Genomic DNA, 13720 nt, shown 5'->3' on the forward strand with positions numbered 1-13720 from the left:
TTAATAACCTTCTAGAAAAGCTGATAGAATCGGCCTTTGCTGCCAGCCGCTACGTTGTATCATTACCCGGGACACAGATTGCTGAATCCGTCAAGATCTTTACGAATCGGCCGGAATAGCTATTATTATAAGAATGAAGGCGGCCCATCGGGCCGCCTGTATCGAGTCTGTCGTAAAAAGGAGTCTTCATTTTATGTTTTTACGTAAATACAAAACCTATCTGCTGTCACTCAGCCTGATGGTTACCCTGCTGCTTATGGGACTTGTATACAAGTCGCTTAACAACGGTACTGGCGGTGCACGGGTACTGAACTCGCCGGTCGACGGCCTCATCCCGCTCGTTCCATGGATGTCGCTGCCTTACCTTGGCTGGTACCCCTTTATTTTTGCCGCCATGGCTTACCTCTGCCTGCGCGATACCCGCCTCTATCTGCGTGTACTGCTGGCGATGAATATCTGCCTATGTGTATGTTATCTCATCTATGCCCACTTCCAGACAACCGTACCGCGTCCGGTCTTGTCCGGCTCGGGGCTCGGGACGCGGCTGCTGCGCTATGTCTACAGTGAAGACCGCCCGTACAATTGCTTTCCCAGCATCCATGCGCTGCATTCCTATCTGGTCATGCGTGGGGTTTGGGCGTCCCGCTCTGTCCGCCGCCGTTACAAGCTGCTGATCTCGGCCGGCTCAATCACGATCATTGCTTCGACGCTGTTGATCAAGCAGCACGTCATTTACGATGCAGCTGCAGCAGCCCTGCTCGGGGAGACGGTCTTTATGCTGCTGGGCGGCATCTGGATCTACAAACGGCGCCAGCTCACCAAATGGCGCCAGCGCATTAACTAGCATCGCTGTTCTTGTTCAAATTACGGCAATGCTCTACGAATAATGAAGCGAAACGGGGATCCCATTGGGTCCCCTTTCCTTCGTCCAGAATGGACAAGGCCCGCTCTGCATCCATGCCTTTCCGGTAGGGCCGGTCCGAGGTCATCGCATCGTAGGCATCTGCGACGGCGATGATCCGGCCGAAGAGCGGAATGTCTTCCCCGGACAATCCATCCGGGTAACCCCGCCCGTCATAACGTTCGTGATGAGAGCGTACACCGGGCAGATAAGGAGCCATGGCGTCAGCCGGCTCGATCTGGCGCAGAATATTCTCCCCAAGCACCGGATGCATCTTAATCTTGTCAAACTCCTCGTCCGTTAGCTTTCCTTCCTTTAGCAGCACATAATCGGGGACGCCGATCTTCCCGATATCATGCAGCAGCGCGGTCTTGCGCAGCAGATCAATCCCTTCCTCACTCAGTCCGTAGATCTTCCCAATCGTCACCGAATACGCTGCAACACGCAGGGAGTGACCTGCTGTATAAGGATCACGTGCATCCAGCGCAGCCGCAAGGGTAGCAAAATAACTGTCCAGCAGCTGACGGTTTCTGGATTCCCGCAGCCTAAGCCCATCCAGCATCATATTAAAACCGGCAATCAGCGTAGAAAACTCATCCGAATACAGGTCTTTGGCACGTGTACTCAAATTACCGTTCTCCACGTTGCCCATCTTGCTGTACAACTGTTCAATCGGATCCCTGACCTCACGGGTCAAAAGCCAGCCGCCGAAATAGGCGAATCCGATACCCATGGCCAGGATCACGCCAGCCCAGGCCCAATAAGCCTCCGATTCCGCAGCATTCAGACCTTCCAGCCGGATCTGTGTAGCCAGACAGAACAACAGCAGCGGGAATGTTCCGATCAGCGTTGCACTGAATTGAAACTTCCGGTGAATCGAGAGCAGTACCCGCCCGTTCAGCGTCAGCTCATGGTCAAACTGACGCCGGCCCACGGCATGCAGCTCCATAAGAAGCGGGCGGATCGCGCGCGTGGTCAGGTAAAATTCCACAAGGGCATGCATTGCAGCCACTAAAATAGCACCAAGCGCAGCAACACCGACATAATAAGCTGGAAAGGACAGCATTTGATGCTTCAGCATCCACAGGGTGATCCATGCAGCCGGTATAGAGAATCCGAACAGATGCGGGCCCATAATCCGATACACCGACATCAGCGGAAATCGATGTACCCGGATGTACATGCGGTTAAGATCTTGCAGCGAGGCATGTTTATCCTGAAAAAACAGCCTGAGCGGACGGAGCTGAAACAGAAAAACCACAAATTCAAACGCAAGCATGACCATAAGTGAAACCAGTACCAGAATCATCAGCCGCAGGTACTCCAGCTCCGGGATTTCAAGTGTGGAAACGATAAAAACCATGCCCACCACCATAACAGCCAGTACAGAGCCTAGGATATAGTTGCGAATAAGCACTTTGATAAAAGATATAAATACGGGCACGTGGCCAACCTCTCTTTCTCTCCGCCAGCAGCGGTATCCGAAACCTGATCCCGAATCTTTATCTGCTATGGTTAATATCGGCCCCTTCTTCAGGAAAGTTAACATAACTGTATCCCGATACCTGTATCTTAAATAGCTATGTAAAGAATCCCCAGCACACTGCTTCGAGGTGTGGGGATTCGGTGTAGTCGTTCTATTGGACTTTCTGTCTGGTTATATTTTGTTCACCGGTGCAGCCAGAATCAGCTTGCCCCTTGGCTGTGTTCCTTTATCATCGGGCTCCAGCGTAATAGCTACCGTGTCATAGCCATTTGGTTCAAACGTGTAGTACAAGGCACCGCTGCCCTGATTACTTTCGAATGTACCCGCACTCTGCTTGGCATCCCCTTTGATCAGCCATACCTGGTAGGCCTCGGTTCCCTGCAGCTTCGGCAGGTTCTCTGCCTGGACCACCAGATGGGTTCCCTTGCTGTCAATAACGATCGTGGCCAGCCCCTGGGCCACCACGTCTTCGGCCGCAGGGCTCAGCTTCACCGCTTCGCCCATGCGTGCCGTCCCGGCAGGCTGCTGCGCGGCGGCCAGCCGGCTCTCCAGACCTGCCGCCTGCCGGGCTGCGGCATCAGCCTGCTCCTGCAGGTTACCTACCCGTTCGTTCAGCTGAACGGTATATACCCCCAGCAGGATGGCGGCTGCGGCCAGGCCGGCGCTCAGCCAGCGCCAGCCGCGGCTTCCCCGGGAGACAGGCACGGTCCGTGCGGTCTCCCCGGCGGGTGCCGGCTGGTGCTGCGCGGCCGGCATCTGTACGGGCAGCGGTGCCTCGGTCACGCTGCTGCTTTGCAATTCTGTTCTCTCCCCAAGGATACTGCCAAGGACCCTTCCTTTCATACCGGCTGGCGGGCTGGCCTCCTCTGCAGCAAAGGGCAGCAATTCCGTGACCTCACGCAGTTCGGCTACCAGCCTTCTCGCCTCCTCGCTCTGTTCCAGCAGTTTCTCGAACTCTTCCTTCTCATCCCCATCAAGTGCATCGAGCACATAAAGAGCAGCCAACTCCTCTTGTACATCAGTCATGGACATATCCCCCCCTTTCCGATTCCAGCGTGATTCCTTCCGCAGCGAGCCTCTTTTGCAGCTGCTTCATCGCAAGCCTTGTCCTGCTCTTGACCGTCCCGAGCGGGATCTTGTAGCGGTCTGATACTTCCTGCTGGGTTAATCCGCCGAAATAGATGGACTCAATCACTTCCTGCTGATCGCCGCTGAGCAGTGACAGGGCTTTGCGGACCGCATGTCCCAGCCACTTGCGCTGCACCTCGGCTTCTGTATTCCGGCTCTCATCCGGAATGCGGAGCAAGGTCTGATCTTCCACGGCTTCCGCAGTACGGGTTCGTTTGCGAAGCAAGTCTATAGCAATGTTGCGGGTAATGGTAAACATCCATGTTGTCAGCTTTCCCTGCTGGTGATCATAGCTTTCTGCACGATTCCATATCCGGAGAAACAATTCCTGGACAACCTCCTCGGCAGCCATTGCCTCATGAACAATCCGGATGGCAAAGGAATAAATCACCCGCTCATATCGGTCGTACAGTTCTTCCAGCGCAGCCGGATCACGGTCTGCGATCCGCTGCATAAGCCGGTTGTCATCCAACGGTTCCATGATGTGAGAACTCCTCTCCTGAACTTTCCCTCTCATTATAACCATCGTTCCAGAGATAAAAATAGTTCTCTTTTTGCATGATTTTGTTGATCATTTTCTGATTTCACCTCTTTCTCTTTATTCGTTTTACATTCCGTTCCATTTATTTTCATTAATTTGAAGCAGACCCTTTACCTGAGGTGTATTTCATGGTACAATTGATTTGTATGTTTTTTAACCCCTTATAGTTCTTCGATAGAAAACTCCCACATTCACCGCAAGGAGATTTTTGTACAATTCTTATTTTTAACCCACATTAGTATGACAAGTACGAATTTTGTTTTTTCAACATTCACACTGGCGCGGTCATCGGAGCCGCAAGGACAAAAGAGAGGTAGGGCTTTTGTTGTTTTTGGAAATTCAGTGAAGAACTCAGCTGCCTGACAGGGCATTCCATACACCCGCTGACATGGGGTTATATACAGCAAGCCGTTTCGGGTATGCCGAAACGCTGCGGCACAGAACAACCCGCCGGATCACAGATCCGGCGGGTTGTTTGTTCATACGGCCATATGTATTCTCTTCTGCTCAGTAATCCGTCCAGTAGCTCAGGTCTCCGCCGCCGATCGGACGGACCGCCGCCGACAGATTGCGCTCCTGGCGCTCCCAGCCCTCAATGATTACCACAGTCTGTACGGAAGACTTATCGTCCCAATAGACATATTTGTCTTTCTCCAGGTTCAGCAGGCCCTGCATGATATCATGACGCCGTCTGCCTGTCCGGGCCGTCAATTCCACCATGGAGGGCATCCGCCGATGCTGTGCAAAAAAGTTGTACAGGATGCGCAGCAGCTTACGTTCAAAGTCAGGCAGCATACCTTACCCCCGTTATCCCAGATTAACTCCTTCAACACAAGAACATTTGTTCTTATTATATGTCAAATCTGTTTTTTCAGCAACAAAAAAAGAGCCCCCCGGAGCCACCGGAAGACTAAAGCCGGAAATCGCGGTGTCCGGTCACCGTTAAGCATCTATATCAATGAGAGGTTACTTGTATAGTACCCGTTGAAGCTTAAATGTTGCTGATATGTACCTTAAAGGCACATTAAAATCAGCATTTTGTTCAAAATAAGATAAACAAGACAACAAAAAAAGACGCAAGCCCGGATGCGGAACCTGCGTCCTATCAACTCTTCATCGTAAGCTCAGCCTCTTTCCTTGCTGCCCGAAATGGAACGGAGCCACCAGCCCACTCCTGCAATCCCTGCGATAGCCAGCACGGAGAAGAATACAATGTATAAGACATGAATCATGGATTCGCTCATAACAATCCCTCCTTATTATAGGTATACCCATTTACATGGCCTGGATAAACCTGTTATTTGATGTGTATGCAGAAAAGGCGGCTGTAAGCCGTGTCATTTAATTCAATTATCTACTGCCGAGAAACGCTTGAATGGCGCTTCGCAGGTCGGTTTGAGCCCGGCGCAGCTCTGCCCGCTCGTAAGGATGGCTCAGTACAGCGGATGCTTTGTTAAAAGCAGCTTTTAATGATGCATAGGCCTGCGGCGGATATGAGTCTGATTCGATGCGAAGGTCGGCCCCCTTCAGTAAAGCCTGCGCTTCATCCAGCAGATCAGCGAGGATGAACCCCTCCGCTGCCAGGAAATACTGGCGGTTAAGATAGGATGAAGCCGTCTCATAAGCCAGCTCTCCTGCGGATTCATTCAGCTGCTTGTCCATAACCCCCGCTGCTTTCCAAAAGTTGGCCAGCAGCAGCGGAAGATCATGCCGATCACTCCCTGTATGCTCCAGAGCGGCTGCAATATCGTCCCTGCTGCTGGCCAGCAGCTCATGGCCAGCCTCTTGATCCACAACCATCGCCGAGGCGAATACTGCGTTGGCCTGAATATATTTTCGATACTGCTCCTGATATTTATTCACGGTCCCGCCAGGGGCATAAGCGACATCCAGGGTCTGATTAACGGTAAGCTTCATTGTATCCACTGCCGATTGCGGGTACTGATTAGGGCCAGTACCCGCAATTCGGCTGCTGTTCAGCATTCGGGACATTCGTGAGGCGATCGTTCCCAGTGTCTCCCCATCCTGTATATACTGCCTGATGTATGCTGTTAACGCCGTGTCCAGCTTGCGCCGGATGCGGTCAACTTCACCTTGGGAAGCGGAGAACAGGACTGCATACTCTGCCCGTTCGGCTGTCTTGACCAGTGATGCAAATTGAGGATCAGCAGGATCCAGGTTGAAATCAGAAGCAGCCGTATAGTACATCTTGAGTTCCATATATAAGGCAGTCGTTGAGGATGAGGTAACCCGCTGTGCAGATGGCTTGTCCGTCTGTACAGCAGCAGTTGCAGAGCCCTCGACAGGCGCTGCCATGGCAGGCACCGATCCGAGTACCGCAGCGGCAGCCAGCATTGTTGTCATCCATTTGCCTGCCAATGTCTTATTCGTTCCAATCATGGTCTTCCTCCCTGCGCAGCAGTGCCTGGACGGTAGCCAGACGATACTGTTGATGTTAGTGGAACTCTAAATATTATTAAACCGCTCTCACCATACCAAACACGAGAAGATCAAATCGGTACCTTGTTCCCAGTCCGGAGCGTGCGGTTATATTGATTCGACAAAAAAGCCCCCCGGCATCACGCCGGGAGGCTTCGCTGTAAGGTCCGCTACAGCTGGACTGTCATTAGATGAGGAAAGAACGTGTGATGATTACCAGCAAAATGAACAGTACCAGAATTGCACCTGTGGAAGTCCATGCTCCGCCAACGCCGTATCCTACTTCACTCATTCGTAATTCCTCCTTTATTTGTAGTACACGATATACTATGACATTCGGCATAATCGGCATGGGCGAAACGGCAAAAAACGAACATCTGCCAAGCCCAAATCCCTTTTCGAGAAATCTCAGGGCACCTGCCCAAACCTATTGTAGGCAGATGCATACAATACCGGGACTATAACGAATTAGGAGTGAAAAATGAATTTATGAGAAACCAACCTATGCAGCCGACGATGATGTACCCGGGTATGACACCACAAATGCCCCCGCAGGCTATAACCGTTTTTCCTGTTGATCCTTACGTTGTGGAGACGTTGCGTTCTGTAACAGGGAAATGGGTTCTAATCGAAACAACACGAGGCCATGTTGACGGCTGTGTTGTTGACTGTAAACCGGATCATGTCATTCTGGAGAACCGCCGATCGAAGTTCTTCGTACGGATTTCCGAGATTGTATGGATTATGCCGGAGTAAATTTAGAAATGCCAAGAGGGTGCCCCAGCCAATGGCGGGCACCCTCTTCTTCTCATTCCGGCAAAAAATAGCGAGCCGATGCGGCCCGCCATTCATTATTATTCCGTTACGTCTAGCTTTGAAGAATTGCGATCCAGCACGGCCTCAATGTCAGCCTCCATATCCAGCGGATCGGTCGTTGATTCGAACCGCTTAACGACCTCACCTTCCGGACTGATCAGGAACTTGGTGAAATTCCATTTGATCGAATCCCCAAGCAGGTACTCCGGATGCCGGTCATTCAAAATATCCAACATGATTTTGGCTACCGGGTGAAAATGATTAAAGCCTTCGAACGGCTTGGATTCTACCAAGTACTGAAACAGCGGATGAATCCCTTCGTCACGGACCCGGACTTTCTGAAACATCGGAAAGCTCACCCCATAGTTCAGCGTGCAGAACGTGTGGATCTCTTCATTGGAATCCAGCTCCTGATCTGCAAACTGATCCGAAGGAAAGCCAAGGATAATGAAGTCCCGCTCCTTGTAGCGGTCATAGAGCCGCTGCAGGTCCTCAAATTGAAATGTAAATCCGCACTCACTGGCCGTGTTAACGATCAGCAGTGTCTTGCCCTTGTATTGAGACAGCGGTACTTCCCGGCCGTTCATGGCTACCGCCGAATAGTTGTATACACTCATGATATTCCTCCATCTTGATACCGGATTGGCATGCCCATTCATTGTAATCAAATACCGGAGACATGCCCAGGTAAATCAGGAGAACTCAACCATAATTTAGGACAAGTTAACTTTAAAGTTTTTGAAATAGGAATGGTTAAATATGACTTGCTACACTGCGGGCCTGATCCTCCAGTTTTTGTGCCGAAGCTACGATGCTGTTGAAGTCCTCCAACGTCACCCGGATTTGCTGCTGACTCTCCGTGATGGAAGTCTGGACCCGGCTGACGCCGGATGATATCTCTAAAATTTCCTTCGTAATTCCGTTGATACTTGACTGTACCTTGGTGATCGACTCAGCTACCTCATTGGACAGCTTGCGAACCTCTGTAGCCACGACGTCAAAGCCTCTTCCGTACGGACCTGCATGGGCCGCCTCAATGGCTGCATTCAGTGCCAGCAGATTCGTCTGTGAGGCAATATCCCGGATCGTCTGCACAATCCCCTGAATCGATTTGGCTTGTTCCTGCAGGCTCAGCAGAGTCCGGGTATTCCCGTCCGAAACCTCTGCAATTCGGTCCACACTGTCCAACAGCTCCCGGCTGCGTCCAATGCCTTCTTCCGCCCGCTCGTTCAAGCGCTCGGAGGTAACCTCCAGCTCTTCCACGACGGCAGTCAAACTGTTCTGGCGCTCCGTAATATCTGTAGCAATTTTAGACACACCGATCACTTCGGCTCCCGACTCATCGTATACCGGCATATAGGTTGCTTCCAGCCACACCTGCTCACCGCGGGCGTTTTTGCGTTCAATCTTGTCCTGGAAGCTCTTCCCGGAGAGCAGCGCCTGCCAGAAATGATCGTATGCTGGCGAACTGGCGAACGAATCGAAGCAGAAATTTTTGTGATGCATGCCCTGCATGTCCCCGGTTGTGTACCCCATCGTTCGTGCAAATACTTCGTTCACATATGCCACCCTGCGCTCAACATCAAAACGGATAATCGCCAAATTTTTCTCTAATGCTCTGACGACCAGATCATCTGTAACGGCCACTGCCTGCTGATTCATCATTGATCCCCTCGACTCCCACAGTCTAAAATAGTTCAGCGCTTTTACGCACTTTTGAAGCCTTACCTTGATTATCGGAAGCGGCCGTTCTTTTTGTAATGCCCCAAATTATTTTGCCCCCAATGTTGTCATGGACAAGCTGATAATCGGTTAAATTACCATAATCATAACCAGGACCGCAAGCAATAGCGAGATTAAACCCAATGTAAAGAAGGCAAGGAGAACGATCAGCACCGGGGAGTGAAAATTATCTTCATTAATGGCTTTTCTTTTTTTAAAGTACCCGTATGTTGCCATCCCTAGTGTAATTCCGCCGAGAAGAACCGCCCCGATCCCGACGATAGAGCCGATCCAATGCTCCAGATGGGTGCGCAAAAGCAGTCCGGCTGCGAGAAAACCCAGGCCTATGATGGCGATACAGGTTCTGACCCAGGCCAGAAAAGTCCGTTCATTAGCCAGATGCTGCTGTATGTACTTGGATTCAGGGTTATCATTCATCACTGCATCATTCCTTTGAAAGGAAGCCCGCAGGCTTCTATTGTATAATGGAGGGCGATTAGAAGGCCCTGTTCATGCTGTAACCTCTAATTCAAAACTTGGATCAGGAAGAAGTGAAGAACATGACAGACCCGGCTTCAGCAAAATGGATTGTATTCGATATTGATGGTACACTGACCTCCTCGGTCAACGTGCACCAGGAGGCGTTCTATAGAGCGCTTCAGGCATATGGATTCACGAATATTAATACAGATTGGGGCAGCTATAAACATTTCAGCGATTCCTGGATATTCAAGGAAAATTATCAACTGCGTTACGGAACGGACAACAGTCCTTCTGAGCTTATACAGTTTGAGCAGGCTTTTGATGAGGCTTACCGGAACGTCATTGGCACTAATCAGGCAGAAGTCGTTCCGGGTGCCCGCGAATGTCTGGAGGAACTTGAGCGTCACCGCGTGCCGTTCTGCTTCGCTACCGGCTCCATGCGCTCAGCTGCCATACATAAGCTCGGTGCCTTCGGCAAAAGCCGTTATTTATCTGTCCTTGCCACAGCCAGTGAAGGATATACCCGTGAAGAAATTATCCGGTATGCTATGAAGCTGGCCGCAGAGCATAACGGCAAATCCCCGGATTCCTTTTCCCGAGTCGTCTCGGTTGGGGACGGTCTCTGGGACTTGCGCACCGCGCAGGGTCTCCGATATGAATTTCTGGGAATCGCGTCAGGTGATCAGGCCGGTCGCCTGCGGCAGGAAGGGGCGGTGCACATCATCCGCGACTTCACTGATCCGGCATGGAAAGCCCTTCTTCTCTGAACTCCTTCTAAATAAAAGGAACAAGGCACATCGCACGGCTGCGGGCAGCCGGGTAAAGTGCCTTGTATCATGTTATCCTCCGCTCTAGACCCCCGAAAGCCGGCTCCGCACCGACTGCAGCTTCTGCTGGCTGGATGATTCCTTATCACGGCGGTCATCAATGTTGACCGACGTCGACACGCGCAGCGCTCCCGACAGGAACGGCGCCTCATGCAGGGCGGCAATGGCTGTGAACACATCGTTCAGTGCCCCCTCAATAATGGTGCTCATGGAGGTGAGCTCGTACGTGATACCAACCTGGGTATCCAGCACCCGCTGCATATCAGCAACATAAGCACTCAGACTGGTTGAGCCCGTTCCAATTGGAATAACAGTAACCTCTGCAATAGCCATTCTTCCTCTTCCCTTCCATGAAAATATGAATGTTTTACAATTTTGAATTCTTTTTGAACTCTTTTTATCTAATGGATCATCATGTCGATGTATTGCTGCTTCCTGTTGTATATCTATACCCCTTTTCGACGGGTTCCGCAACCTCAATTAAGCTTCTGCCCGACCTGACGTTCATATCATGAACCGCAGTTTCTGAACCATTTTCATAGGCATTGAAAGGGGCTGCTGTCAACAAATTTATTTCTCAAATTTTTGAGGCGCTTCCAGTCCTTTTGCTTTGCGGGTTGTCCTCTTTTTTGCTATAATCGCCAAGTCACTGTTTTTGATTTCAAGGTTTACAAACACAATATATTGGGTTATTTTTATCTAACAGCAACAAAATGTAGTGAAGATGCATATTATCCTCATACGGACATCAAGACGAATCCGCAGCATTTTTCGCAGCCTGTACCTACCGGAGAATGCTTTTTTCTCATGGCTTCAGGCACTGCCTGCCCCCTGCTGAGACAGCATTTCTTCTGCACTGGCCCCCCTCTGGCGGTCAGTAATTACAGTGCTTTTTTGTACAAATATCCGACAGCTTCTGTCATTCAGTCACACAGATCATCCTATCTTTGAAAGTGAGGAATTATTCATGCCCCAACTAGTAGTGAAGCCCAATAACCGACAGCTGGCTTTTGACGATATGCGTATCTCCGTCTACGCCGACCGGATCCTGAAGGGATTGGACAAACTGGATAAGGAGCGCCTTGTTCGGGGCGTAACAACGAAACTTCGCCGTGAAGAGGTAACTGCTGAAGAGATCAGCAGCGCTTTCTCTATGACCGCGCTGGAGCTTGTCACCAAGGAAGAGCCAGATTGGAAATTCGCCGCTGCGCGCTCCCTGCTGACCTCGCTATATAAAAAAGCGGCCAACAATCGCCGTTATAAATCATACCCGGATGAGCCTTACGGCGCATTCTATCCGCTGATCACAGAACTGGTGAAGAAAGGGATCTACCGTGAAGAGCTGCTGACCCACTACACCAAAGAGCAAATTGACGAGCTTGGCGAAGCCCTCCAGCCTGAGAACGATCTGCTGTTCGATTATATCGGTCTGCTGACACTGGCAGAGCGTTATCTGGCGAACGACTTCGACGGACGCGTCATGGAGCTGCCGCAGGAGCGCTATATGGTGATTGCCATGTACCTGATGCACCAGGAACCTGCCGAGAAACGGATGGAGCTTGTTAAGGAAGCGTACTGGGCAATGAGTAACATGTACATGACTGCAGCTACACCAACCATGTCTAATGCGGGAAAAAAAGTAGCCGGACAGCTCTCCAGCTGCTTCATCGATACGGTAGACGATTCCCTCGAAGGTATTTTCGATTCCAATACGGACGTAGCCCGTCTGAGCAAAATGGGCGGCGGCATCGGCGTCTACCTCGGCAAAGTACGGGCCAGAGGCTCTGACATCCGTGGTCACAAGAATACCAGCTCCGGCGTCATCCCTTGGATCCGCCAGCTGAACAATACAGCTGTCAGCGTGGACCAGCTCGGTACTCGCAAGGGCGCAATCGCCGTCTATCTGGACGTGTTCCACAAAGACATCCTCGCTTTTCTCGACCTGAAGCTGAACAACGGCGACGAGCGTATGAGAGCCCATGACGTATTCCACGGGGTCTGCCTGCCGGATCTGTTCATGGAACGTGTAGAGGAGCGCGGAGAATGGAACCTCTTCTGTCCGCATGAAGTGAAGAAAGTGATGGGCTGGACCGACGGTAATGGTCGTCCGCTCGGTCTGGAAGATTTCTACGACGAGCAGTTTGGTCAAGGTGCCTTCCGCGAGAAATATGAGGAAGCCGTGAACCATCCGCTGCTCTCCCGTATCACGGTTCCGGCGATCGATATTATGAAGCGGATTATGAAATCCCAGCTTGAAACAGGCACACCTTATATGTTCTACCGTGACACAGTCAACCGGGCGAACCCGAACCGTGCACACGGCATGGTCTACTCGTCCAATCTGTGCACCGAGATCATGCAGAACCAGTCTCCAACTGTAGTGGAGAAGGAAGAGCTTGTGACCAAAGACGGACAGACCCGCATCGTGATCTCCAAAATTCCTGGTGATTTCGTTGTCTGCAACCTGAACTCGATCCACCTGGCCCGCGCAGTACCTGCCGGTGTGCTGGATCGTCTGGTTCCTATCCAGGTTCGTATGCTGGACAATGTCATCGACATCAACAATATCGAAGTTCTGCAGGCTCAATATACGAACAGCCAATACCGTGCAGTCGGCCTAGGTACATTCGGATTACATCACCTGCTCGCTCTGGAGGGGATCCGCTGGGAATCCGATGAAGCTGTTACGTTTAACGACAACCTGTACGAGAAGATCAACTACCTGGCTGTTAAATCCAGTATGGAGCTGGCCAAGGAGAAAGGCCGTTACGCCAAGTTCGAGGGTTCGGACTGGCAGTCCGGCGAATACTTTACTTCCCGTCACTATACGGACGGCACTCGTGAAGGCCAATTCGTAACCACTGCAGAGTGGCAGAAGCTGGCTGAGGAAGTGAAGAACAACGGTGTCCGCAACGCGTGGCTGTTCGCCATCGCGCCTAACGGTTCCACTTCCATCATCGCAGGTTCCACGGCAAGTATCGATCCACTATACGAGCTGCTGTCCTATGAGGAGAAGACGACCTACAAGATTGCAAATCCGGCACCGGATCTGAATGAAAATACGATCTGGTATTACAAGACAGCGTTCCTGATTGACCAGAACGCTTCCATCAACATGGCAGCTGCCCGCCAGCGTCATATTGACCAAGGTCAAAGCTTTAACTTGTATGTTCGTCCAGATATTAAGGCAACCGAGTTCCTGGGGCTGCATCTGCATGCCTGGAGATCCGGTATGAAATCAACCTATTATGTGCGCAGCCGTGCCCTGACGATTGAAGAATGCGAATCCTGCGCGAGCTAAAGCCCTGATATTCAGGGAATGAGCTGCTTACTTTATACAATCAAGGCATACCCTGTTAGATGCTCGTTCCTTTCCC

15 protein-coding genes are annotated in these 13720 nt (G+C 51.2%); 4 read left to right on the forward strand and 11 right to left on the reverse strand.

Annotated features, from left to right (window positions below; all coding sequences use genetic code 11):
- The first annotated feature begins 193 nt into the window (after nt 1-193).
- Nucleotides 194-844 (forward strand): phosphatase PAP2 family protein, encoded by a 651-nt coding sequence (locus tag Q5741_RS09665; RefSeq protein WP_305023883.1) that lies wholly within the window; start codon nt 194-196, stop codon nt 842-844.
- Here Q5741_RS09665 and Q5741_RS09670 read toward each other — a convergent pair.
- The 7 genes from Q5741_RS09670 to Q5741_RS09700 all read right to left on the reverse strand — a co-directional run bounded on the left by Q5741_RS09670 (nt 837) and on the right by Q5741_RS09700 (nt 6787).
- The gene (locus Q5741_RS09670) at nt 837-2345 is read right to left on the reverse strand and encodes an HD domain-containing phosphohydrolase (RefSeq protein ID WP_305023884.1); all 1509 of its coding nucleotides are present in this window, start codon (nt 2343-2345) and stop codon (nt 837-839) included. The two genes, Q5741_RS09665 and Q5741_RS09670, sit on opposite strands and share 8 nt — an antisense overlap.
- A gap of 213 nt (nt 2346-2558) precedes the next feature.
- Complete coding sequence (locus Q5741_RS09675) at nt 2559-3413, reverse strand: anti-sigma factor (RefSeq protein ID WP_305023885.1); 855 nt, start codon at nt 3411-3413, stop codon at nt 2559-2561.
- Nucleotides 3406-3996 carry an RNA polymerase sigma factor gene (locus Q5741_RS09680; RefSeq protein WP_305023886.1) on the reverse strand — a complete coding sequence of 197 codons (591 nt, stop codon included), beginning with the start codon at nt 3994-3996 and terminating at the stop codon, nt 3406-3408. The genes Q5741_RS09675 and Q5741_RS09680 overlap by 8 nt, the downstream gene beginning before the upstream one ends.
- Before the next feature lie 411 nt (nt 3997-4407).
- Nucleotides 4408-4539, reverse strand: coding sequence for a hypothetical protein (locus Q5741_RS09685; protein ID WP_305023887.1), 132 nt, complete (start codon nt 4537-4539; stop codon nt 4408-4410).
- A 24-nt stretch (nt 4540-4563) separates the two neighbouring features.
- Complete coding sequence (locus Q5741_RS09690; RefSeq protein ID WP_305023888.1) at nt 4564-4851, reverse strand: hypothetical protein; 288 nt, start codon at nt 4849-4851, stop codon at nt 4564-4566.
- Nucleotides 4852-5406: 555 nt separating this feature from the next.
- Entirely contained in the window at nt 5407-6456 is a 1050-nt protein-coding gene (locus tag Q5741_RS09695; protein ID WP_305023889.1) for a hypothetical protein, read from the reverse strand.
- 226 nt (nt 6457-6682) lie between these two features.
- The gene (locus Q5741_RS09700; RefSeq protein ID WP_305023890.1) at nt 6683-6787 is read right to left on the reverse strand and encodes a YjcZ family sporulation protein; all 105 of its coding nucleotides are present in this window, start codon (nt 6785-6787) and stop codon (nt 6683-6685) included.
- 212 nt (nt 6788-6999) lie between these two features.
- Here Q5741_RS09700 and Q5741_RS09705 point away from each other — a divergent pair, with 212 nt between their 5' ends.
- Complete coding sequence (locus Q5741_RS09705; RefSeq protein WP_407074343.1) at nt 7000-7251, forward strand: DUF2642 domain-containing protein; 252 nt, start codon at nt 7000-7002, stop codon at nt 7249-7251.
- Nucleotides 7252-7349: 98 nt separating this feature from the next.
- Here the strand turns inward: Q5741_RS09705 and Q5741_RS09710 are convergent, their stop codons facing one another.
- The 3 genes from Q5741_RS09710 to Q5741_RS09720 all read right to left on the reverse strand — a co-directional run bounded on the left by Q5741_RS09710 (nt 7350) and on the right by Q5741_RS09720 (nt 9471).
- On the reverse strand, nt 7350-7928 hold the full coding sequence (locus tag Q5741_RS09710; protein ID WP_305023891.1) for a glutathione peroxidase: 579 nt from the start codon (nt 7926-7928) through the stop codon (nt 7350-7352).
- A 136-nt stretch (nt 7929-8064) separates the two neighbouring features.
- Nucleotides 8065-8976: a methyl-accepting chemotaxis protein gene (locus tag Q5741_RS09715; RefSeq protein ID WP_305023892.1), complete on the reverse strand. Its 912-nt coding sequence runs from the start codon at nt 8974-8976 to the stop codon at nt 8065-8067.
- 147 nt (nt 8977-9123) lie between these two features.
- Nucleotides 9124-9471: a YidH family protein gene (locus tag Q5741_RS09720; protein ID WP_305023893.1), complete on the reverse strand. Its 348-nt coding sequence runs from the start codon at nt 9469-9471 to the stop codon at nt 9124-9126.
- A gap of 98 nt (nt 9472-9569) precedes the next feature.
- On the opposite strand from Q5741_RS09720, the gene Q5741_RS09725 reads away from it, so the two are divergent.
- Nucleotides 9570-10283: an HAD family hydrolase gene (locus Q5741_RS09725; RefSeq protein WP_305023894.1), complete on the forward strand. Its 714-nt coding sequence runs from the start codon at nt 9570-9572 to the stop codon at nt 10281-10283.
- Between the two features lie 84 nt (nt 10284-10367).
- Here Q5741_RS09725 and Q5741_RS09730 read toward each other — a convergent pair whose 3' ends face one another.
- Nucleotides 10368-10676, reverse strand: a complete 309-nt coding sequence (locus Q5741_RS09730; protein ID WP_305023895.1) for an MTH1187 family thiamine-binding protein — start codon at nt 10674-10676, stop codon at nt 10368-10370.
- Nucleotides 10677-11310: 634 nt separating this feature from the next.
- On the opposite strand from Q5741_RS09730, the gene Q5741_RS09735 reads away from it, so the two are divergent.
- Entirely contained in the window at nt 11311-13644 is a 2334-nt protein-coding gene (locus Q5741_RS09735) for a ribonucleoside-diphosphate reductase subunit alpha (protein ID WP_305023896.1), read from the forward strand.
- Nucleotides 13645-13720 lie beyond the last annotated feature (76 nt).

Origin of the sequence: Paenibacillus lacisoli (genome assembly GCF_030580655.1) — a bacterium.
Classification (GTDB): Bacteria; Bacillota; Bacilli; order Paenibacillales; family Paenibacillaceae; genus Paenibacillus; species Paenibacillus lacisoli.

Excerpts from the sequence above, each read along its gene's own strand:
- Q5741_RS09680 (WP_305023886.1), bottom strand. The coding sequence starts at position 3,996 with ATGGAACCGTTGGATGACAACCGGCTTATGCAGCGGATCGCAGACCGT.
- Q5741_RS09690 (WP_305023888.1), bottom strand. The coding sequence starts at position 4,851 with ATGCTGCCTGACTTTGAACGTAAGCTGCTGCGCATCCTGTACAACTTT.
- Q5741_RS09720 (WP_305023893.1), bottom strand. The coding sequence starts at position 9,471 with ATGAATGATAACCCTGAATCCAAGTACATACAGCAGCATCTGGCTAAT.
- Q5741_RS09735 (WP_305023896.1), top strand. The coding sequence starts at position 11,311 with ATGCCCCAACTAGTAGTGAAGCCCAATAACCGACAGCTGGCTTTTGAC.
- Q5741_RS09665 (WP_305023883.1), top strand. The coding sequence starts at position 194 with ATGTTTTTACGTAAATACAAAACCTATCTGCTGTCACTCAGCCTGATG.
- Q5741_RS09675 (WP_305023885.1), bottom strand. The coding sequence starts at position 3,413 with ATGACTGATGTACAAGAGGAGTTGGCTGCTCTTTATGTGCTCGATGCA.
- Q5741_RS09715 (WP_305023892.1), bottom strand. The coding sequence starts at position 8,976 with ATGATGAATCAGCAGGCAGTGGCCGTTACAGATGATCTGGTCGTCAGA.
- Q5741_RS09705 (WP_407074343.1), top strand. The coding sequence starts at position 7,000 with ATGCAGCCGACGATGATGTACCCGGGTATGACACCACAAATGCCCCCG.
- Q5741_RS09700 (WP_305023890.1), bottom strand. The coding sequence starts at position 6,787 with ATGAGTGAAGTAGGATACGGCGTTGGCGGAGCATGGACTTCCACAGGT.
- Q5741_RS09730 (WP_305023895.1), bottom strand. The coding sequence starts at position 10,676 with ATGGCTATTGCAGAGGTTACTGTTATTCCAATTGGAACGGGCTCAACC.
- Q5741_RS09685 (WP_305023887.1), bottom strand. The coding sequence starts at position 4,539 with ATGAACAAACAACCCGCCGGATCTGTGATCCGGCGGGTTGTTCTGTGC.
- Q5741_RS09710 (WP_305023891.1), bottom strand. The coding sequence starts at position 7,928 with ATGAGTGTATACAACTATTCGGCGGTAGCCATGAACGGCCGGGAAGTA.
- Q5741_RS09695 (WP_305023889.1), bottom strand. The coding sequence starts at position 6,456 with ATGATTGGAACGAATAAGACATTGGCAGGCAAATGGATGACAACAATG.